Consider the following 21092-nt stretch of genomic DNA (forward strand, 5'->3'; position numbering starts at 1 on the left):
TTGAGGCGCGTTGTCACCTATGTTTTCCGGGCGACACCGGCTCGAGAGCAACTTCGATGTCCTGATGCGTGTGGTGCTTCTTACCGAAGCGACCAAGGAATCCCGGCTTCTTCACAACGTCAGATGACGTGTAGTAATACCCGTACTTGTATGCGCCACCGCGAGTCGGGACGTCCGTGAGAACGACACCGACAAGCGTGGCTTGAACGGCCTCCAGCTGTTCGACTGCGGCGACGACATCAGGCTGACGCGACTGATTTGCTCTCGCGACGAGCAACACGCCATCTGCCCACTGCGCCAAGACTGCCGCATCCGTTACCGGCAACAGCGGGGGCGAGTCGATGATCACGTAGTCGAACATTGCCGACAGGGTCTCAATACCTTCACCGGCCTTCTTGGAACCGAGCAATTCGGCGGGATTGGGTGGTTGTGGACCCGAAGCCAGAATCTGAAGCCCAATGACCTCACTGGGTTGCAGTAGATCTGCCATCGATCCGTCGCCCTTGAGGTAGTTCGTCAGACCAACATCACCCATACCACCGGTTCGGTGATACACCTGAGGCCGGCGCAGGTCAGCGTCGACCAGAACAACGCGCTTTCCGGTTTCCGCCAGCGCGGCAGCCAAATTCATTGCAGTCGTCGTCTTACCCTCGGCGGCCAACGCACTGGTGACAATAATCCGTCGCGATGGGTTATCAACGCTGGTAAACGAGAGATTGGTACGCAGTTTTCGGTAGGCTTCCGCAGCGAGGGTCGCGCCAGAGCTGAAGTCGATGAGCCCCTGTCTCTTGAGGAGTTCGTCCGACGGAACAGCTGCGAGAACCGGGGCATTTGTGATCCCGGCGATCTCTTCCTCATTCCGGACCTTGTTGTTGTAGCGATCTCGAATGAACAACGTCGCAAGCCCAGCGATCAACCCGAATACCATAGCCAACACCACATTGCGCGTCGTCATCGGAGAGACCGGTGAATCGCTGACAGTCGCCGGCGTCACCACCGTCAACTTCGCAAGCGGCGCAGTCCCACCCGCAGGAGTTTCAAGCCGCTGAACATAGGTCGTCATCGACTCCGCAACGGCGTTGGCCAGATCCGCAGCGGTCTGCTTGTTCGTGCTCTCCGCCGAGATGCTCATGAGCACAGTGTCCGGTGTCGTGGAGGCAGTCAGGGCAGCCCTTGCGTCTGACAACGACAGTGGCACACCGCCCGGTCCAATCGCCGGACCAACCACACCGTCCGAATCAGCCAGTTTCAAGTACGACGTCACTCGTTGCTGCGAGGCCATCGAACCTTGGTAGGCGCTCTGCGCGTTCGCGTCATTGCCCGATGTCACGTACAAGGTTGCGGTCGATTTGTAGACAGGCTCCTGCAACAGGCTGTAAATGAGACCAACAGCGCCGCATACAAGTATCAGCGCCAAGAGCAAGATCCACCCGCGTTTGACAACACCCACGGAAGAACGCAGCGTGTCCTTTCCGAGCGCCTGCAGGCCTTGCGGTGTTTCATTCATCGAAAAGATCTCCTAATTCCACGCCTTCTCCTGTGCTTGTGCCAAGCACTACGACGGAGCGCACTTTCACGAATGGTTCAAAGATCGAATGAGGCTCTCGACCACCAGAGACCACCGCCTTCGGACACTTCACTGCCGGCCGCGTGCTTTTTCAACGACTGATACGAGAAGCCCGTCCCGATTTCCTGAATTATGCACTAGACGGTCAGCCGCTGCCGTTCGAGTCATTGCGCTGCCCACCCCTACGTACGCAAGGCGTCTAGGTTGGACCGATACCACGCAACCGTGTTCGCCAAACCTTCATGCAACGAGATGCTCGGCTTCCAGCCACTATTGAGCAACGTGCTGATGTCGATGAGCTTCCGTGGCGTACCGTCTGGCTTACTTGTATCCCAGCGGGTTTCGCCGGTGAAGCCCACCACATCAGCCACTGTCGCAGCGATCTCTTTAATTGTCTGGTCCTCGCCGGTACCGACATTCACTTGCGTCGGTCCATCGTAGTGCTCCAGTAGGTGTAGACATGCCGATGCCATGTCGTCGACGTGAAGGAACTCACGTCTGGGCGTGCCTGTACCCCAGTTGGTTACGGAAGTTGCCTGCTGCTGGGACGCTTCGTCATAGCGGCGAATCATGGCGGGTAGAACGTGCGACCCCATCGGCGAGAAATTGTCGCCAGGACCGTAAAGGTTTGTCGGCATGGCCGAAATCCACGGCAGCCCATACTGCCTGCGCACGGCTTGCACCTGCAATATGCCGGCGATTTTTGCTATCGCATACGCATCGTTAGTTGGCTCGAGGAGCCCAGTCAGGAGCGCCTCCTCCTTGATCGGCTGCGGCGCGTACTTCGGGTAGATACAGGTCGACCCGAGGAACAGGAGCCGGCCAACACCATGCTTGAGCGCAGCATCGAGCACGTTGACCTGAATCTGAAGGTTTTCTGAAAGGAAGTCGACGGGATAGGTGCTGTTCGCGTGGATCCCGCCTACTTTCGCTGCCGCGAGAATCACAACTTCCGGTCGCTCCTGCGCGAAGAAGTCGAACACGTCCGCCCGATCCTTGAGATCGAGCTCCCCACTGCTTCGTCCGACAAGATTCTCGAAGCCGTTGGCGCTGAACTGGCGCCAGAGAGCGGAACCGACCAACCCTCGGTGCCCGGCAATATATACCTTCGCCGACCGATCCAGAACCGCTGGTGTGAATTCACCGCTCACTGTCAATGCCTTTCCAGGATGGTACCGACGGCGTGTCGATCCAGGACTTGCCCTCGCATTCAAGGGCCCGAATGTCGGCATCAACCATTATTCGGGCCAACTCCGGAGTGTGCACGGTGGCTTTCCAACCAAGCTTCGCTTCGGCCTTGCCTGCATCGCCAATCAGGGCATCGACTTCGGTGGGCCGCAGGTAGCGGTCGTCGAACCGAACATGCTTCTCCCAGTCGAGACCGGCGTGGTCGAATGCTGTCTGCAGGAAGTCTCGAACCGTGTAGTTTCCCCCGGTCGCCAACACGTAGTCATCGGGTTCGTCGACTTGAAGCATCCGCCACATACCCTCGACATACTCGGGCGCGTACCCCCAATCGCGGACCGCATCCAGGTTGCCCATGTACACGAACTCCTCCATGCCGGCCTTGATCCGGGCCACCGCACGGGTCACCTTTCGAGTGACGAAAGTCTCTCCGCGTCTTGGGGATTCGTGGTTAAAAAGAATGCCGTTGACCGCAAAAATCCCGTACGCCTCGCGGTAGTTACGCGTCACCCAGTACGCGTACACCTTCGCCGCGCCGTAGGGGGAACGCGGGTAGAAGAGTGTGTCCTCATTCTGCGGCGGCGGCGAAGCGCCAAACATCTCGGAACTAGAAGCTTGATAGAACTTGCACTGCAGACCCGCCAGCCTGACCGCTTCCAGTAGGCGGATCGATCCAATGCCAGTTGTATCTCCGGTGTGCTCAGGCTCATCGAAACTCACTCGAACGTGCGATTGCGCACCCAGGTTGTATACCTCGTCGGGTTCGATCTGGGCGAGGAGAGTGACGAGGCGAGCACCATCACTCAGATCTCCGTAGTGCAAAAACAGACGCGCAGACGAATCATGCGGATCCACATAGAGGTGATCGATCCGCGCCGTGTTGAACGATGATGAGCGTCTGATCAGCCCGTGTACCACATAACCCTTGGCAAGCAAGAGTTCTGCCAGATACGACCCGTCCTGACCGGTGATCCCCGTAATCAGCGCAACTTTGCCATTTGTCATAGTACGACACCATTCCCTATTGTCTGCGAAATTGTGGAAAGCCGGTCCCGTTGATAACACCAGGATCCGACAAGTTCTGTTATAGGAGATCTCACCTCAACACCCTTAACAGTCGCTCCAACTCCAGGTCCAAGGACGACATGCGCGAGAAAGCATCTAAGAATTGTTGATCGATTCTCTTAGACTCTTCTGCATTTATGTCAAGATCTGCAACCGCGGAATGAAGCCCGACATGTTGAGGTGTAAGTACATGATCCAGCGCGTCCGGTATCTTTGTCACTCCGTCGCGATCAAACACAACGGGTATGGCGCCTGAACATGCCGCCAGGATCAGTACGTGCAAGCGGTCACTCACCACAGCTGCCGCCTGAGAATAGAGCTCGACCAACGCACACTCCTGCGCGCGGTGTGGGGAGTCGGACGGCCAGTCGACACTGGACAGTCCGAGAGATGATGCGAGTCGCCGATTCTCGGCAGAATCCTCCCTTACTTGCGCCGCGAACACCACTTCGTACCCAGCACCCGTCGCCAACTCTTGGAGTCCCTCGAATATCTCGACGTCGGAACGCTGCAGTCGATCATGCCGTAGCGATATTACCAACAGTTTACGACGCGCAAAATCGTTGGAAACACGTCCCGGGATGCGGTTTCCGCGGTCCCTGAACGCATAATCGGGGAAGAGCAGACAACGGCGGCCGATTATATCTCTGGTTCGAGAATCGCGGGCCACGTATATATTCGACACCACCGCAAGCGCCCGCTCTACGGGCAGCGCGTAACTCCTGCCGACGTCAACGGAGCGTCCGAGAGTTAGCACCACTCCCCCGAACATCCGTACCGCGCCGAGTAAACCCAACAGGAATATATGTTTCACAACCGTGCTCGGTGAACCGCCGACACGAAACGGCCCCGGGGCCATCACCACGACCGGCCGGCGGATCAATACGATATCCAGCAGCAATGAGCGCACAAACGTAATCGGTGACGGTGTCACCGTCTCTGCGGGCCCGAATTCAAACGAGTCAACGAAGTCGCGACTCATTGTTCCGCTGAATACCATCGGACGCAGACCAAACTCACGTAATTGTTGAATTACTGCCCGCCGGATAACAACATCTCCAATGTTGCCTTCGGCCGCGGATATACTCATAAAGAATCGTCTCATTTTGCAATATTCCTAATTGTTCGCCACGTGCTAACGACGAGAACGAATGACTGGACGACATAGCTGATCGTCAAACCCCACCCTGCCCCGGCGGCCCCTGCAAACGGAACTAGTGTGGCGACCAGCACCAGACAAGTCACAGTCGACACCAACGACACGTTGGATACAAGCCTCGCCCGTCCGAATCCCTGCAAAACCGCATTCAGCTGAGACGAAATGGCGGCGAAAACCAGTCCTACACAGACGATCTGGATCACCGGTACGGCACCTTCGAAACTGGATCCGAGAACAACCGGCAGTACCCACGGCATCGACAATGCGACGGCCAAGAAGCCGGCCGAGCTCAGCATGCAGATCAGCACCGTCGCACGCAGAACGCCCCGAACGCTACCGCCCGCAGCAGACCGGACGGCCGCAGGCATCAGCACCGAGGCGAAGGAAGTAGGCACGATCCGGAGCGGACTCGTCAAACGGCTTGCGGCAGCATAGTAACCCGCAGTTGATCCGGCACCCGAACCAGTTGCAACCAGTGACACCACGAATACGTCGATATTCCGGGCCTGGGTGGCCAACGAGTTGATCCAAAAGTACTTCGCCTCAGCTGCAAGGTCCCGATAGCTCATTCGTGACTGTTCTCCGGCGATCCGAATCTTGCTGTCCTTCACGATAAAGACCAGTACAGACAATGAACCTATTGCCAGACCCAACGCGTAGAACAGGGCCGCGTTCGCGTGGAATACCAACCCGATCAGTAGGACGATGACTGAAATCGATCGCCGGTAGACAAGCGACATCGCGTTTTGCCACGCTCGGCCGTCTGCCAGTGGAATCGCGAGGTAGGTCTCCACCAAGTTGTCTGCAACCACCCAGAGCACCAGCGGTACCAGGTACCACTCTGTTTCAAAGAACACCGCTGACACTGACGCAAAAGCTGCTACGACAATCGCGAAACCGACACTTGAGACTCGGCATACGGATAACATTCGCAGTACATCAGAATCTCGCCCCCCCTGTGCCCTAACCCGCACCAACAAGGGGGTGAGTCCGAAGTTCAGGAAGGCTTGCAAAACGACGGCGAGTCCGTACCAAACAGCGAAGTCACCAAAGTCGGACGGTCCGAGGCTGCGAGCCAAGAGCGCCAGGGAAAGCGCCTGAATCAAAGCCCCGGCGAGCCTGCCACCGGCAATATAGCCTGCTTGACCGGCGATCTTCCGAGTCTCGATAGTGGTCATGAGATTCCTCAGTCGCTGCCTGCTGAAGTAATCGGGCCCCTAGCCAATGCGACTCTAGCCAGACGACTGCCCGCTGCGACCACATCGCTCCTCATGAGTGCTCTCGCCCGCCGTCTACCAGGGGAAACCGCTCAATACTCGAGCTCGAAACATCCTTTACGACAAGAGCGCAGGCACCAACAACGGCATGGTCGCCGATTGTGACGCCCCGCAATACTGTCGCTCGCGCTGCGATCCACGCGCCGTCTTCGATACGAATGGGAGCGTTGTCGAACTCGAACGTGGGAGATCGACGATCATGACTACCGGTGCAGAGAAACACACTTTGTGAGATGCAGCAGTTCGATCCAATTTCGACCGGTTCGAGATTCAGGATCCATGCGCCTTCCCCGATCCAGGAGTTATCGCCAATTTTGAGCTTCCACGGCCAGTGGATCGTCACGTCGTGCCGGATCAGAACACCCGTCCCAATATCGGCTCCGAACAGACGAAGGAGCCGAACACGAGCCGAACCAGGGACCCACCAGCAGCGAAACAGACCTCTAAGGCAAAACCATGCAACCTGGATCGCCGGGCCTCGACCTTTGTCGTATCCGCGCCCGGAAAAGTCTGCCAGCGAAATATTCGGTGAAGTCATCTGGTCACGCACTTTCCAGTTGCGTGCGTTCCCTGGTATCGGGATTCAGTTCCTCGCACAATCTTGCGAATCGGCTTATCGCAGCGCGTTCTGTGAGGAAGTTCGTCACATAGTTCATTCCGTTCTTTCCGTACGCGCTCGACACACCGTCATTGCCTCGCAGCTTCGCGATGGCTTCTAGCATCTGGTCCGGGCTTGCTGGATCTACCCTTATGCCGGCTTCGGCCTCGGCCAACTCTTGAGCCGTCCCACTGGCTTCGTGTGTCGCCGCTATGACGGGGCGGCCTGACGCAAAATACGACGTCAACTTGCTCGGCACCGCCATACCCAGCACTGTCGCGGCTTCGTTGACGAGCAGAATGTCTGCTGCGCCGAGAAGCGATGGAAACTCCGAGCTGTCGACAGGCTCAAGGAACCGTACGTTGGCCATTCCACGTGCCGACTCCTCGAGCACGGGTCGCTGATTACCGTCTCCTAGCAGAACGAAGAGTAGGTCTGCGGAACCCGCCGGCCCAGAGGCCAGCCGTGCGGCGTCGAGAACGTTCTCCAGGCCCTGTTTACGGCCCATGTTTCCAGCGTGCAGAACAATGGTGGCGTCTTCTGGAAGCCCATGCTTCCGACGTACTTCGGACTTGTCCACCTCAGGCAAACCAGTGGGAATGTGTGTCCAGTTCTTGATGACCGTGACTTTCGAATCATCAATTCCGTAATCTTCGACGATATGCCGTTTGAAAGACGCATGGATCGCTACAACATGATCTGCGTTCCGCAAAACCCAACCCTCGAGCGTCTGTATTGCAGATACCAGCCATCCCCCGCTGACCTGGCCGGTCTCGACGGCGCCCAGACCGTAAAAGTCTTGGACCCATACCGTCACCTTTCCCGTTCGGCGCGTGAACTTCTTGCGAAGGATTACCGCTGCAGCACTCAGCAACGTTGGACTCACACAAATCGTGTGCACATCGTCATCAGATGCACTTCGATGCGTCACCACACGGGCGGCGAACACCGACTCCATCGCGAAGCGCCGCAGTGTCGACGGGCGCCGGGGTACGTAGTGCCGGAGTCTGTGTACATCTGGACTCCGAGTCACGCCAGTGCTGCAGATCGACATTCCGCGGAAGTCATCGTCGGTTTTCCAGGCTGGATAGTGAGGAAAACCGGTGGTCACCTCAACATCAAATCCTCGTGCATTCAAGCCCTCAGCGAGGCCCTCCATATACGGAGCAATTCCAGTTGGCTCAGGCGCATAGTTGATTCCCACCAACTTCAGATCAACCATTTGCCGCTCCATTCCCAGTACCACTGTGGTCGGTTTCCGATATCTGACCGCCCGTAAGCATGGCCAAGTGCCGTGCACGTTCCTCGTCATTCTCAAAGCGCTTTCCGACCTCGCGCGCCGGAACACCCACTGCTATCGCGAAATCCGGAACGTCACTGATCACAACAGCTCCGGCGCCGATGACAGCACCGCTTCCAATCGTCACGCCACTGAGAATCGTTGCCGACGCCCCGATCCAGACATCGTCGCCGATTGTGACGGTATCGCTCACGCGCTGTTCGCGGTCTCCGGACCACGTCGACAAGAGCATCGGCGTTCCGACCTCGTCGATCGCGTGGTCATCGCGTCCGACAATGTGCACATTCATCCCGATCATCACGTAATTGCCCATTCGGCCGTCTACCTGGATGACAGACCGAGGACCGACACTTACGTTGTCGCCGAAAGTCAGCTGGTGGGGCGCACTGACTATCGCGGATCGCCCAGCTCTGAAGTTCTCTCCGGTTCGAACGTTTTGCCCGATGGCCATCCAGTTCAGAGTTCCGGTGGCTGCATTTCTCACGACACTTGGCAGTCGCGATCTAGATTTGGCCATTGTCTCTAATTCTCCTCCACCGGCCAGCCATCGACGCCGTAGTCGACAACTCTCGCCGTAAGGGCTGAAACCAGCCCGCCCGCCATTATTTCTGCTGAATAGAATGATGCAGTTGACCTGGCGATCTGGTCCCTTACCGTCGCGTCAATTTCCGCGAACTCCCGATATGCACTATCCATCGCGGCCGCAAGACCCTTTACCGAGGTCGGCACATAGCCACGCATATAACCGAGCCTCTTGAGCTCGATCTCTGGTGCGTGGGGTGCGTCCTCGGCGTAGATCATCGGTACGCCGAAGCCGAGACTCTGTGTCGCACTGAGTCCGACGTAACCAGGCGAAAGCGAGAAGATGGCGCGCGAGTAGATCCGCTCCAGATCGGGCGCACCGTTGACTTGTCCGTGGACATCGACATCATCAAGTATCCCGAAGTCGGCAGCCTGTTTCGATATCGTGTCGCGCAGTGCGCCTCCACCGACGATTTCTAGCCTGACACCCATTTTCCACAATCCAGATTCGTGAAAAGCAGGCACCAATTGCTCGACATTTTTCGACGCCTCGAGCCTTCCCACGTACACAAGCGCGTTTCGTGGGTGCAAAGCTTGAATGGCCTGCATCTGTTCCTGGTTGTAGATCGCATTCGCAGCGACCCAGACAGGCTGTGCGGGTACTTCCCTCCGCGCGTCAGAGACGCTGTCATATCCATATAGGATCGCGCCGTCGGCGATACGTCGCATCGCTCTACGAATAACAGCAGATTTTGACTGCGGACCATTTCTTGGATGGAGGTGCCCCCACACCACGACTCGCCGACGAGTCAGGCGTCGGACGAGAAGCACAGCCCAAGCTGAAGTGCTTCTCGGATTGAGATCGACCACGACGCAACCCTTTGCGCGGAACACCTTGATCGGAATTCGCTGAACCAACAGCTTTCCGCGCAGTATGCCGCGCCGGGCAACCGAAACGTATTGTTCTCTTTTGATTCCCGTTCGGACGGTCTCGTCCAAACCATAGTCGGACGCGTATATCTGCAATTCAGACCCCAGACTCGTCTGAAGTGTGTCGATGCACTCCTGACGGTACCAAGGTATGACTGCGAGAAACATCACATGCTGAAGCCTCTCGCCCTTTCTCATCGGCCCTCCTTGCAACGCATCCTCGCGCCCACGGTCGGCTCGTGCACGTAGCGGTTTGCCGGAGCGTTTCAACTTGCGTTGCTCGCTCGTCCGAGTCCGCGGTAGGACCAGCCACTGGCACGCCAAAGGTGCTCGTCGAGGCAGTTGCGCCCGTCAATCACGCTCCTGGCTCTGACTCGATTGTTGAGCTCCGCAGGTCGGAGTTTCTTGAACTCGTTCCACTCCGTCAGTACCAGCAATACATCCGCACCTTCACACGCTTCGTGGACCGAATCGGAATAGCTCAGCGTCGGAAACAGCCTGCGCGAGTTCTCCATCGCTTTTGGATCGTAGACGCGCACGTCCGCGCCTTGAAGATGGATCTGACCCGCAATATTCAGTGCTGGCGAATCACGGACATCGTCAGATTCAGGCTTGAATGCCGCCCCGAGTACTGCGACTCGCGAGCCGAGAAACCCGCCACACGCGTTTCGCGCCAACTCAACCATCTGCGTTCTCCGCCGCATATTGATGTTGTCGACCTCCCGGAGAAAGGTGAGCGCTTGGTCAGCGCCCAATTCGCCGGCTCGCGCCATGAACGCCCTGATGTCTTTTGGCAGGCACCCGCCGCCAAAGCCGATGCCTGCATTGAGGAACTTCCGACCGATGCGATCGTCATAACCAATCGCGTCAGCGAGCTCAGTGATGTCCCCGTCCGCAGCCTCACAGACTTCGGCAATTGCGTTGATGAACGAGATCTTGGTTGCAAGGAACGCGTTCGCCGAGGCTTTCACGAGTTCTGCGGTCGCCAGGTTGGTAACCACTAACGGTATCCCTGCCCCGAGCGCGTCAGCGTATATCTCCCTCGCCAGGACTTCGGCTCGGCTCTCGCGGGTCCCATCGACGCCGACCACCAACCGGTCTGGTCTCAACGTGTCTTCCACAGCGTGGCCTTCGCGCAGGAACTCAGGGTTCCAAGCCACCTCTATGTCAACACCATCCGGCGCCAATTCACGCGCGCGGCGGCCGAGACGTTCCGCGGTTCCAACTGGGACAGTGGACTTTCCAAATATCACTGTCGGGCGGGTCACCAGCCGACTCAACGTTTCGACGACGCTGTCAACGTATTTCAGGTCAGCAGCATATTCACCACGCTTCTGCGGTGTACCAACTGCCAGGAAGTGAACATCCGCAAAATCGGCGGCTTCTTCGTACGAAGCCGTGAACCGCAACCTTCCAGCGTCGATGTTACGTTTAAGTACTTCTTCGAGTCCCGGTTCATAGAAGGGAACTTCGCCAGCCTGAAGTTTAGCCAGCTTGGACGGATCTACGTCTACGCCGAGCACTTCATGGCCCAATTCAGCCATGCATGCAGCATGGGTGGCGCCGAGATAGCCCGTCCCGAGAACAGTGATACGCATGAATTCGTCTACCTCGCTACTTGATCATTTGAGTCGCGCATACGGAGCTGATTTACGAGCCAGTCAGTCAAGGCAGTCACAGCGGCCTCGATCTCGATTGCCACATGGTCAAAGACGTCACCGGACTGGCCCATTGGGTCCTGAATGTCCAATCGCGCATCATTCGGATCGACTGTTGCGGAGGGATTTCGGACACCTGGACGTTCGTCTTCAAAGTTGCCGGCGACCTCTCGGAGTGCAAACATCTGCCGCCACTTTGCAGGCGCGAGTTGTCGGGCAACAGCCCGATGTTCGCGAGTCATTCCCAGTACCAGGTCGAACTCGCCCACAAGTACCGGCGTCAGGAACTGAGCCCCGAATCCATTGTCCGTGATGCCGCGATCTTCGAGGACACGGACGCTTTCGGGGTGCATCGGTCGACCGTTCAAGGCCCTCGTGCCGGCACTCGCGACGACGATGTTTAAACCCTGCTGATCAGCAATGTGTTCCAACATTCGCTGCGCAACTGGTGATCTGCAGATATTGCCCGTACATACGAACAACACCTTCATCGGCTCAGTAGGCACCGTCGCTCCGCACGACTGCCTTGACTGTGCGCCACAGAATCATCGCGTCCTGCATGATGGACCAGTTCTCGACGTACGACAGATCAAGCCGAACCGACTCGTCCCAGTCGAGGTCCGAGCGGCCCGATACCTGCCACAGACCCGTCATCCCTGGACGAACAAGCATACGACGGGTGACGATCCCACTGTACTGTTCGACTTCGCCACGTAGAGGAGGCCGTGGGCCGACCAGGCTCATCGTCCCTGTGATGACGTTGAATAGCTGTGGTACCTCGTCAAGGCTGAAGCGGCGCAGCACCTTACCAACTGATGTAACCCGAGGATCATCCCGCATTTTGAACAGGACACCGGAACCTTCATTGCGATCGGTGAGCGCGAGCTTCTGCTTGTCAGCACCGTCGATCATCGTTCGGAACTTCCACATCTGGAATGGCGCGTTGTTCAATCCGATCCGCTCCGCGCGATAGAAGATCGAACCCTTGGAGTTGAACTTCACCGCTACCGCACAGATGAGCATCACTGGCGCCAGAACAGCAAGGATGGCTGTTGCCCCCAGCCGGTCAAAGGCGGCCTTGAAGAATTTGTTGGCACCCTCATAGCGGGGTTTGTCGATATGCAGTAGCGGCAGTCCGGCAACCGGACGGACCAGCATCCGCGGTCCGGCGACGTCTGCGACACCAGGGGCAACGAGCAGATCCACATGCATGCCCTCGAGGTCCCACGACAGCTCACGCATCACCGAGTGGCCCAGCGTCTCGGCGCACGTGACTGCCACTGTGGTTGCACCAGATTTCGCAACTCCATCGCGAGCGTCACTGCAGTCGCCGAACACCGCCACATCACGCCCACCGATATCGACAACATCACGGTGCCGCGCGGGGTGGCCCGGTGGTACACACAGACCAACGACTTCAAGACCTAGCCCCGGATTGCGGTCAAGGTGTCGAATCAACGAGGCAGCCGAATTGGGGCTTCCCACAACCAAAACCTGATCCAGATTCTCGCGATTGCGTCTGTCACGGGTCAGATTCCATCGCCACAGCCAGCGAGTCAACAGCAGGCCGAGGGTGCCGGCCGGTAGCGCGATCGCGAGGAGCCCGCGCGCCACATCCCACTTGAACAACAGGTCAACAATTGCCAACAGTCCAAAGACAACGAATGAGGCGCGGACGATTCGGCTGTACTCCTCAGCACCGGAGCCGACGATCCGTCGGTCCGTGCTCTGCACGACACGGAGTGCCAGCACCCAGGCAAGAACGAAACCCGTAGATACCACGACCCCAGGAGTGGAAAATCTGCCAATCGGATCCGTCACGGAAGGGAATCCGAACCGAATCTGTTGCGCGCCAAAGACTGCCGCGACGACGATCGCGGCATCGAGGGCCTGAACACGGCGGATGTAGGTATCCACCCACGTCTTCAGCCTGGGCCGGACCACAAGCGGTGGCGGCTGGGGCGCATTGCGCCATTCAAGACTCGCCACTCTCGTGCTGCGTGTCATCTCTACCTTCCCGAGACTCCAGGAGCCCCTGCCGCTCGAACATGGGGGCATCCCTGGCCGTGTGCTAAACATCGCAATCTAACGAGCTAGCTTCGTAACTTTCCCGTGTTGAAACTGGGGGTTATGTGCGACCGAATGTCTAGAGAGTAGCGCCTGTGTAATCGTTTCGCGACCTAAAACCCATTGGCCAACTCTCCCTATTCGGAAAATTAACATTGCGCGAACCGTCCCGGTGATATAGGTCACGCATAGACGGCGTTCCACAAAAGGACGACGAGTTTATTGTCGGCCCGGGAGCGTTCATGCAAAACGATGCACCGAATCAGTTCTTCTGTGCCACAAGATAATTGGGTGATACTCCACGTGCCGTCACCGGTATGCAGGGCAGCTCATTGATACGTCGGAACGTTGTTGCGTTATGTATGGGTTAAATCTCGACACCGCGAGTCTCGTACAGGCTCAGGCATATCAACTTCAGCCAGACCAGTTCCCAACATTGAATAAACCCGGCCATATTTGCATACCCCACATGGCATCTACATTTCACTGGCGCGACCCCCGGTAGACACTCCAGCTTCCCCATTAGGCAGCCCGGTCTCGCCGCCTGACGGACTCGATCCTGACCGTAACGATCATTTGTGGTTACTCTAACGCACTTTGGCCGATCGCGAAACCGGTAGGCGTTAACGCCGCAGAAACATACAGCCTCGGGCGAATCTATTGACTGCAGCATTTGGTTTATCTGCTGCGAGCAAGGGCCATTCGTGATAAGAAGCGGTCTCCACAATCCCCACCTGGACGCAAATGCCGCTACCCGCGACATATACCGAGCCACACATCTATGTGATGCGCATCACAACTTCACCACGGGCAAGGTCAGGCTTCGGACCGCCAAAACGCAGAATCGCACGCGTATCACGTGCACCTCCGTTGATACCAACGCGGTCCAGAGACTTTTCGGCACTGACGTTTGACACGCCACAGCGCCTCTTTTGACCGCAGCCTCAAGCTCTCGACAACGCCGCTATCAAAGCAGCCATTACGGGAAACTACCTGCAAACGCGGTTCTGCCTTAACGCAGAGCTGTCGCGGCTGGCCATCACTACTTCGGCTTCAGCAGCATCATCCGCGATGTCGCAATCGCGGCGCGCGTCACCCACAATCCGGTGCGGGAAATTATGATCCTGCGATGCTCGCGAAAAATCTGAACCGTCACCGAGTGGCTGAGCACACACTATGACCCTGCAGTTCCGCGGTCAGCCGGTTCGCGATCTCTTTATGGCCGGCCAGGTTCGGATGCGCACCGTCCGCGCCGTACTGGTCGACGGTCAGCCATCCGATACCGTCAACGAATTGAACGTCGTTCTTGGACGCGGCCTCGCGCACAGCGTCGCGCAAGGCTATGTCCCGTGCACGATCCGTTTTCGGTGGGTCGAGTGGCCCCACTGCGACTATCGTCGCATCCGGCAACTTCGCCCGTAACTCGCTGAATACGCGACCCGCCTCAGCGCCAACCTGCCCTTGGTGGTCGTTGGTCGATCCCTGGACAACAACCAGGTCCGGCAAACTGTTTACTACTTCGTCGATCCTGTCGCGATAGATCGCTTCACCTTCGGCCGGCCGGCCGGGATTCGAATAGCCTGTTCCGCCTTGCCCGAAAATGGCGCTCGTCCAACAGAGATTCTCCGAGACGAGCTGTGGAAACGCCTCATTGATATTGCCACCCGTACCCGTACCCGCCGTATATCCGTCACCCAACCACGCGACGTACAGATCGGACTTCAGAGCAGGCCTCGGCGCGGGGTTGGCACTATTTGATTCATCATCACCGCGCGAGGCGATTGCGGCGGATACAACAGCCACGATCCCAAGGACAAGCGCGATTCCGAGGACGGTGTTTCTCGCGCGAGTGCTGCTCCCCTGACCCCATCGACTCATAACTCTAAATGATCCCGAGCACAAAGGGCATGGGCAGCGCTAACGGAGGCTCTCATCTGATCCAATCAACTTGATGTCACCCGAATATGTGCACATTTTCCTGGAGGCCGAAGATAATCAACATACCGCATGTCCGCGCTGAGGCCAGGCAAAGGTCGCCCCGAGGATCGCGCTTTAAGTAGACGTGCGGTGATCCGCACCGTCGCAGACGGGACGACCGCGACGAACGGTCGGCGCGTGCGCAGCATTGTTCTCCGGTCGGCGACGCGCCTACGAAGGCGGTGGTGAGCCAGGCTTCAGATCTGTTCCGCCCAACGCTCCACTGGCGGGCGAGGATTGCAGCGGTCGCCCAACAGATCGGCCGTCCCAATGTAAGAGTTGCGCCGCTCACACAGCCCACCGCTCAGCACCATTTGTAGAAATAGAGGGACAGGAATACGCGATGCCCACCCACCCGTTCATCACACCCAGTTTCTTTTGGCGGCCGATTTGCGAAAACTAGTTTTTGGGGAATGATGACGCTATGGGCACTCTGATTTATGACGCCGACTGCGGTTTTTGTACTCGCTCGGCCGTTTGGCTACAAAAGGACGCCGACTTCGAAGTGCTAGCTGGTCAGTTCGTCGACGACCTAGAAGCCCTCGGCCTGAACGAAGAGATGCTGGCCGAGGCGGCCTACTGGTGCGAGAACGGTGTCGTGGTCGCCAGTGGATCTGACGCTATTGGCCGCGCATTGATGTCTCGGGGCGCCTGGTACACGACCCTGATGGGACGCTTCACTATCGCAGCGCCCGTCCGCCCCTTAGCACACACAGTCTACAAATTCATCGCGAAGTACCGCTACAGAATGCCCGGAGGGACAGCGGCGTGCCGGATCAGCCCGAAGTAGTCCAACCGGCCACCGAGTCCACCCGCAAGCGGCGCCAGTTGATCGTTGTCGGCATTCTAGCTGTCGCGCTGGTGATTCAAGGCCTGTACTCGATCGCCAATCGGCCGGAGCCATATCCGACAATCCGAATGCCAGGTTTTGGCGATTCTCCCACAGCGGCAGGAAAGTTCGCGAATGACGGACTTGAAATCACAGTTCGCCTCGCGGACGGCACGGTTCTCCACCCCTCACCTGACGAGCTCGCCAGCGGCGTACGATACTCGTCGGCACGACCAACACTCGACTTAGCTTTTCGCCCGCAGCCCAACGGTGCAAAGAATCCGAACACAACTGACCCAAACGTCATTTCATGGCTAGATTCTCGGGTTGCGGCACTGAGTCCTATTCCGGCGAGGGAGGTCGAATTCTGCTGGCGGAAAAGGATAGTCGACATCTCTGATGCATCGGTTGAACGACCCGGTAGATGCGAGCTAGAAAGGGTTGCGTTATGACCGTTCTCGACAGCAAGCCAGCACAGTCCGCCGCAAATTACGTGGACCGACTGTGCGAAGCGTATCGAGCTGAACCTAGCTACCTTGGGGTCCTTCGCATCCTCTTCGCCGTCTACCTCATCGTCCGACCGACGGACTACGGCTGGGTGGGGGACGTCCCCTCCGCGCTGTTCCAGCCAGCACCCGGCCCGTTCTCGATGCTAACCGGTCCGCCGCCCTCCGGGTTTCTGATGTTTCTTGAACTCGCCCGCCTGTTACTAGCAGTTGTGCTTTTGGTTGGGTTCCGGACGGCGGAGACCTCGATAGCCTTGACAATAGTCATGGTAATCGGGGCCGGCTTCACAAATGCCTACGGCAAAGTGGATCATTTTATTCTCTTCGAGATCCTCCCACTCGCGATGGCTGCTGCAGGATGGGGAGCCGCTCTATCAGTCGATGCGTACCTCCATCAGAAACGCCGCAACGGAAAACGTCAGCGCCGCAACAGCGGTCTCCCGATACTGATGTGGGCAATGGTCGTGTCTTTCGCACTGTTCAGTGCCGCGGCGCCAAAAGCCATATCAGGGTGGCTGAGCCCCTCACGTGAAGCTACCCGAGGCTACGTCGCACGCGACGTTGCCGACTCCACGAAGCTGGGTTCGATGACGAACACCATTTTCGATATCGACTCCACGCTGTTCTGGAAATTCCTTGACTACGCCACGCTCGCAGCCGAAGGCGCCCTGGTCGTCTTGATTTTCTTCCCTGTGCTCTTTCGCATCGGCCTCGTCATCATGCTGATGTTTCACCTCGGCGTCTACCTAACGCTGGGCATCGCATTCGACAGCTACCTTTTCGTCTATCTCCCATTCTTCGCGGCTCCGGTGATGTGGTCTGTCCGATGGGGCTACTCGCGATATGGCCGAAAAGCACGAGTTCGAAACCGTGCAACTGATCAGTCAACCAGCATTGGAAGCATCGCAAGATGACGACGCATGTGAAGCCCTCGCTTCATCCACCCAAACTTGCCCCACCGGCGTCACCATGGATGTGGACAACCGTGCTGTGGACCGCCGCTGTGTTTGTGTTGCCGATGTATCGCGCGCTCCCCGAATCATTCAAGGTCCTCTGGTTCGCCACAGTCCTAGGGTTGATCGTGGGATCCGTCGTGATCCTGCGTGTAGCTGTGCCTTTGTTCGCGGCGATCTGGATGTTCGCGGGGTTCGCATCGATTGTTGCCGTCGTGACAGCCACAAATGCTGGAAGCATCCAAGACAACATCTACAACGGTGTGCAACTGTTCGTCGTGCTCGGTCTCGGTGTCTTCGTAATGACCGCGAACGTTCATAGGGCGCCCCGATTTGTCGAGTCGGTGAGCTTGGCCTTTGTCGCAGGGCAGACGATCTCGTCGCTAAGTGGCATCGTGCAGGTAACTGGTCGCCCGGTTTTCGGAATCGAGACAGTGCAAGGCCGAGCATCCGGCCTCGCCGCCCACCCCAACACTTTGGGGATGATGTCCACGATTGCCGTAATCCTCTGCTTGTCAATGCTTCTGCAAGGCGATCGCTTACGCATCGTTCTGATCGCGTTGACCATTATCAACATCGGCGGGTTGATGTCGACTGGTAGCTTGAGTTCGATGATGGCGGCCGGGTTCGGCGTCGCAGTAACCCTTTTGGCCATGCGCGACCGAATCAAACATTTGGCAGTTGTTCTAGTGGCGATCGGCATTTTATTGTGGATTCTCGCAAAATTTACCGACATAACCGACAGCATCCTTTCGCCCGCTGATCGCTACATGCAAGTCACTGGACAAACGAGTGCTGCAAGCACGTGGGAGATTCGTCAACAGACCTACGACTTCGCGCTGTCACGCATTCAGGAGCAACCCTTCTTCGGGAACGGACTCGCCGCCGAACACGGGGGTACCTTCGACGGTACGACCGTGACACACAACATATTTCTGCGTGCTTGGTATCAGGGCGGAATCCTGCTCGCGATAGCCATCGCGCTGATCATCGCTGCAGTTCTGTTTGTGGCGATACGATCGATCGTTCGAAAGAAGGACGGAGGCGCAGCAGGGATTCTCGTCGCACTGATGGGATTCGCTTTGACGTCGGCCTTCTTCGAACAACCAGACTACTGGATCCCCGCGTTGATCGCGTGGGCGGCCATCTCTGTCAATAGTACGAAAGTCCCTGCGCCAGGCGTCTTTTCGCGGTCTGTTCAACCGCAGTAGCGGAAGACGCTGCCATCATGCCCCGCCCCTGCGGAACTACGCACGCTGGACAGATCGGGGAGCGGAGAATATGCGCGAAAGCATGAAAGCCACGCAGTTCGCGCCTGACATCGGGCAAATCTATTGTGAACGCGGCCTCCGGGCCGCCTGACACCCCTCCAACACTGGGGGAATCTCGTACGATTTCAGCCTTCCCAAAGAACGAGGTATCCAGGCACACCTGGTGTTCAGGCGCCCTCACGACCGTCAGGCGTAGAGAGCGTCAGCTTTGGGACTTTGATTCGTCTCACAAGCCTGCGCAAGTGCGTCAAGGGGATCTGAACATAGTGGCCAACCCGATACGTGAGGGCAAGCGGCGCATCGGTAGGGAATCCCGTGACGACGGATGGGAGTGGCGCGTCAAGGGCTCGCGCCACCCTGTCTGCGATTTCCATTTGCCCGAGCGCGGTGGGGTGCACCAGGTCAGCCCGTAGTAGTCGCACACCACTGAGTCTTGAGTCAACGACTTGGACGTTGCTATGGTTGCCGGCAATCCGACGAACAATCTCGGTCGCTTCTGTACTAATCGGAATCGACAAGACGACCACTCGGTCGCAGTGGTTGGACAAGTGACTGACAGCCTTCGCTAGGTTGACCTCAAGGTCCGCCAGGCTCAATCGTTGGTATGCATCATTCAATCCGCAGCTGAGAATGCCGACGTCGTAGTGCAGCCGCACCTTAGGGATTAGCCGCCCCACGATCGGCGCAGATGTTAGACCGCCCTTTGCGTACCGGGTGTAAGGGAGGTCGAGTGCCTCGGCGACCAACGCGGGGAAGCCCTGCGAAGGAACACCTGCGATTGGTCGGCCGAAGCCGTTGACGATGCTGTCTCCGACAGCGACCAGGCCAGCGTTCAATGGACGGAACTCAATTCGACTCAGTCGGGCGGGATCAAGACCTTCACAATACCCCTAGGCACGCTCAATCGGTGCCTTTGTCAGACCCCATTCTATCGGCGTGCAACCGGATTCCGGCGACTGCTGGCGCACAACGTTGGCGTTGATCGTGGTGTCATCGGCGATGGTCTCTGCGCACGACTTGTTTCAGGCGATCTTGGAATGCCTGTAGGAGTCGCGCCAAATTTTTGCCCGCAGCAGACACGACGCAACAACGAGTCCTTCCGGCCTCTGGGTCCTGCGTTGTCGATCAGGACGACCGGCAGACCGGAGAACACACCGTCCGATAGAGTTTCCGAACTGAGGAAATGACGAAATCACCGATGGTCAACCAATACCGAGGGATCGAGACAGCATCGGCCACGAGGCGTGGAAGTCGTCGTTCCAATAGCTCCAAGCATGAGTGCCCGTGAACCTGAAGTGAGTGGTCGGGCTCATGCCCAGTGACGCCAATCGAAATGCGAAGGCATGCGTGCACGCATTGGTGACCGCCTCGATCGATCCGCCCGCGACGATTTGATCAGCGAGCTTGGCTATATCGCCATCGATGTACGAGTTGTTCAGCACGTCGTACTGTCCCGGCAATCCGGTCCCTGATGACAAAAAGACCTCGGTCCCGCGGAGTCGCTCGGCGTGTACGAATGGATCGTGCGCGGCCCACGCCGGATCGTCCGGCGGCCCATACATGTTTGCCGGATCACCCTTTCCGACGTGATTCATGGTGATGCGGATCAGTGCTTGACCCACGGGGTCGCTGACGTTGGCACACCCGCTGTACGCCGCAACGCCCTTGTACAGCCCGGGTTTCGCAATCGCGAGTTGCAGTGCCGATGTCGCCACTTGCGACATACCCACCACAGCGTTGCGCCCCGTCGTGTCCAGCAGCTCATCGATGACCGGCGGCAGCTCCTCGGTCATAAAGGTCTCCCACTTGGCCACGCCAAAGTCCGGATCGGGCTTCTGCCAATCCGTCCAGTAAGCATTGACTCCGCCGGATGGCGCCACGATGTTGACATGATCATCGTCGAGAAACTCGGCGATATCGGTTCCGCTGTAGCGCGCACCGCCGTCTAGCAGATACAAGACGGGAGCAGGGGTGGACATATCCGCGGGGCGTCGAATATGCACCGTCACGTCCCGGCCCATCGCCTCCGACCAAACCGGAACCTTGAACTCACGCGGTTGCGCGACCGACCTGCTCAGCAGCGAGTTGTCCATGCGTGACAACTCCCGATCCCAATAGCCGATGTCACCGCTGTCGGCAGCACCGGATTGAGATGGTGCCGGCTCACCAACCGCCGTCCCTGCACCTGCCAAGAGGCACGCGGTGACCGCCGTACAGATTCCAAGACG

18 protein-coding genes are annotated in these 21092 nt (G+C 57.9%); 3 read left to right on the top strand and 15 right to left on the bottom strand.

What is annotated here, in order from left to right:
* Positions 1-13 precede the first annotated feature (13 nt).
* The 13 genes from AC1TQG_RS04145 to AC1TQG_RS04205 all read right to left on the bottom strand — a co-directional run bounded on the left by AC1TQG_RS04145 (position 14) and on the right by AC1TQG_RS04205 (position 15131).
* On the bottom strand, positions 14-1507 hold the full coding sequence (locus AC1TQG_RS04145; protein ID WP_482135663.1) for a tyrosine-protein kinase domain-containing protein: 1494 nt from the start codon (positions 1505-1507) through the stop codon (positions 14-16).
* A gap of 242 nt (positions 1508-1749) precedes the next feature.
* The gene (locus tag AC1TQG_RS04150; protein WP_482135664.1) at positions 1750-2718 is read right to left on the bottom strand and encodes a GDP-L-fucose synthase family protein; all 969 of its coding nucleotides are present in this window, start codon (positions 2716-2718) and stop codon (positions 1750-1752) included.
* On the bottom strand, positions 2708-3757 hold the full coding sequence (gene gmd / locus AC1TQG_RS04155; RefSeq protein WP_482137255.1) for a GDP-mannose 4,6-dehydratase: 1050 nt from the start codon (positions 3755-3757) through the stop codon (positions 2708-2710). Before gmd ends, AC1TQG_RS04150 begins: the two co-directional genes overlap by 11 nt.
* 91 nt (positions 3758-3848) lie before the next feature.
* Positions 3849-4907 carry a polysaccharide pyruvyl transferase family protein gene (locus tag AC1TQG_RS04160; RefSeq protein ID WP_482135665.1) on the bottom strand — a complete coding sequence of 353 codons (1059 nt, stop codon included), beginning with the start codon at positions 4905-4907 and terminating at the stop codon, positions 3849-3851.
* Between the two features lie 11 nt (positions 4908-4918).
* Positions 4919-6154 (bottom strand): lipopolysaccharide biosynthesis protein, encoded by a 1236-nt coding sequence (locus AC1TQG_RS04165; protein ID WP_482135666.1) that lies wholly within the window; start codon positions 6152-6154, stop codon positions 4919-4921.
* Between the two features lie 91 nt (positions 6155-6245).
* Positions 6246-6791: a DapH/DapD/GlmU-related protein gene (locus AC1TQG_RS04170; protein WP_482135667.1), complete on the bottom strand. Its 546-nt coding sequence runs from the start codon at positions 6789-6791 to the stop codon at positions 6246-6248.
* A gap of 4 nt (positions 6792-6795) precedes the next feature.
* Positions 6796-8073 (bottom strand): glycosyltransferase, encoded by a 1278-nt coding sequence (locus AC1TQG_RS04175; protein WP_482135668.1) that lies wholly within the window; start codon positions 8071-8073, stop codon positions 6796-6798.
* Positions 8066-8464: a CatB-related O-acetyltransferase gene (locus tag AC1TQG_RS04180; RefSeq protein WP_482135669.1), complete on the bottom strand. Its 399-nt coding sequence runs from the start codon at positions 8462-8464 to the stop codon at positions 8066-8068. Before AC1TQG_RS04180 ends, AC1TQG_RS04175 begins: the two co-directional genes overlap by 8 nt.
* A gap of 209 nt (positions 8465-8673) precedes the next feature.
* Positions 8674-9801 carry a glycosyltransferase gene (locus AC1TQG_RS04185; RefSeq protein ID WP_482135670.1) on the bottom strand — a complete coding sequence of 376 codons (1128 nt, stop codon included), beginning with the start codon at positions 9799-9801 and terminating at the stop codon, positions 8674-8676.
* A 68-nt stretch (positions 9802-9869) separates the two neighbouring features.
* Positions 9870-11201 carry a UDP-glucose dehydrogenase family protein gene (locus AC1TQG_RS04190; protein WP_482135671.1) on the bottom strand — a complete coding sequence of 444 codons (1332 nt, stop codon included), beginning with the start codon at positions 11199-11201 and terminating at the stop codon, positions 9870-9872.
* 8 nt (positions 11202-11209) lie between these two features.
* On the bottom strand, positions 11210-11767 hold the full coding sequence (locus AC1TQG_RS04195; RefSeq protein WP_482135672.1) for an arsenate reductase/protein-tyrosine-phosphatase family protein: 558 nt from the start codon (positions 11765-11767) through the stop codon (positions 11210-11212).
* The gene (locus AC1TQG_RS04200; protein WP_482135673.1) at positions 11757-13319 is read right to left on the bottom strand and encodes a sugar transferase; all 1563 of its coding nucleotides are present in this window, start codon (positions 13317-13319) and stop codon (positions 11757-11759) included. Before AC1TQG_RS04200 ends, AC1TQG_RS04195 begins: the two co-directional genes overlap by 11 nt.
* Before the next feature lie 1161 nt (positions 13320-14480).
* Positions 14481-15131 (bottom strand): SGNH/GDSL hydrolase family protein, encoded by a 651-nt coding sequence (locus AC1TQG_RS04205; protein WP_482135674.1) that lies wholly within the window; start codon positions 15129-15131, stop codon positions 14481-14483.
* A 598-nt stretch (positions 15132-15729) separates the two neighbouring features.
* On the opposite strand from AC1TQG_RS04205, the gene AC1TQG_RS04210 reads away from it, so the two are divergent.
* From AC1TQG_RS04210 to AC1TQG_RS04220, 3 genes are all read left to right on the top strand, one after another.
* Positions 15730-16095, top strand: coding sequence for a thiol-disulfide oxidoreductase DCC family protein (locus AC1TQG_RS04210; protein ID WP_482135675.1), 366 nt, complete (start codon positions 15730-15732; stop codon positions 16093-16095).
* A gap of 487 nt (positions 16096-16582) precedes the next feature.
* On the top strand, positions 16583-17554 hold the full coding sequence (locus tag AC1TQG_RS04215; RefSeq protein WP_482135676.1) for a hypothetical protein: 972 nt from the start codon (positions 16583-16585) through the stop codon (positions 17552-17554).
* Positions 17551-18804, top strand: coding sequence for an O-antigen ligase family protein (locus tag AC1TQG_RS04220; protein ID WP_482135677.1), 1254 nt, complete (start codon positions 17551-17553; stop codon positions 18802-18804). The genes AC1TQG_RS04215 and AC1TQG_RS04220 overlap by 4 nt, the downstream gene beginning before the upstream one ends.
* A 227-nt stretch (positions 18805-19031) precedes the next feature.
* Here AC1TQG_RS04220 and AC1TQG_RS04225 read toward each other — a convergent pair whose 3' ends face one another.
* On the bottom strand, positions 19032-19700 hold the full coding sequence (locus AC1TQG_RS04225; RefSeq protein ID WP_482135678.1) for a GDSL-type esterase/lipase family protein: 669 nt from the start codon (positions 19698-19700) through the stop codon (positions 19032-19034).
* Between the two features lie 366 nt (positions 19701-20066).
* A complete protein-coding gene (locus AC1TQG_RS04230; protein ID WP_482135679.1) occupies positions 20067-21056 on the bottom strand; it encodes an alpha/beta hydrolase in 990 nt (329 codons plus the stop codon).
* Between the last annotated feature and the right edge of the window lie 36 nt (positions 21057-21092).

The organism is Williamsia sp. Y844 (assembly GCF_056786475.1).

What these genes read in the sequence shown, in the direction of transcription:
- AC1TQG_RS04145 (WP_482135663.1), bottom strand. Translation starts at nt 1,507, where the DNA reads ATGAATGAAACACCGCAAGGCCTGCAGGCGCTCGGAAAGGACACGCTG.
- AC1TQG_RS04170 (WP_482135667.1), bottom strand. Translation starts at nt 6,791, where the DNA reads ATGACTTCACCGAATATTTCGCTGGCAGACTTTTCCGGGCGCGGATAC.
- AC1TQG_RS04160 (WP_482135665.1), bottom strand. Translation starts at nt 4,907, where the DNA reads ATGAGTATATCCGCGGCCGAAGGCAACATTGGAGATGTTGTTATCCGG.
- AC1TQG_RS04215 (WP_482135676.1), top strand. Translation starts at nt 16,583, where the DNA reads ATGACCGTTCTCGACAGCAAGCCAGCACAGTCCGCCGCAAATTACGTG.
- AC1TQG_RS04210 (WP_482135675.1), top strand. Translation starts at nt 15,730, where the DNA reads ATGGGCACTCTGATTTATGACGCCGACTGCGGTTTTTGTACTCGCTCG.
- AC1TQG_RS04185 (WP_482135670.1), bottom strand. Translation starts at nt 9,801, where the DNA reads ATGAGAAAGGGCGAGAGGCTTCAGCATGTGATGTTTCTCGCAGTCATA.
- AC1TQG_RS04190 (WP_482135671.1), bottom strand. Translation starts at nt 11,201, where the DNA reads ATGCGTATCACTGTTCTCGGGACGGGCTATCTCGGCGCCACCCATGCT.
- AC1TQG_RS04175 (WP_482135668.1), bottom strand. Translation starts at nt 8,073, where the DNA reads ATGGTTGATCTGAAGTTGGTGGGAATCAACTATGCGCCTGAGCCAACT.
- AC1TQG_RS04165 (WP_482135666.1), bottom strand. Translation starts at nt 6,154, where the DNA reads ATGACCACTATCGAGACTCGGAAGATCGCCGGTCAAGCAGGCTATATT.
- AC1TQG_RS04220 (WP_482135677.1), top strand. Translation starts at nt 17,551, where the DNA reads ATGACGACGCATGTGAAGCCCTCGCTTCATCCACCCAAACTTGCCCCA.
- AC1TQG_RS04200 (WP_482135673.1), bottom strand. Translation starts at nt 13,319, where the DNA reads ATGCCCCCATGTTCGAGCGGCAGGGGCTCCTGGAGTCTCGGGAAGGTA.
- gmd (WP_482137255.1), bottom strand. Translation starts at nt 3,757, where the DNA reads ATGACAAATGGCAAAGTTGCGCTGATTACGGGGATCACCGGTCAGGAC.
- AC1TQG_RS04180 (WP_482135669.1), bottom strand. Translation starts at nt 8,464, where the DNA reads ATGGGCAATTACGTGATGATCGGGATGAATGTGCACATTGTCGGACGC.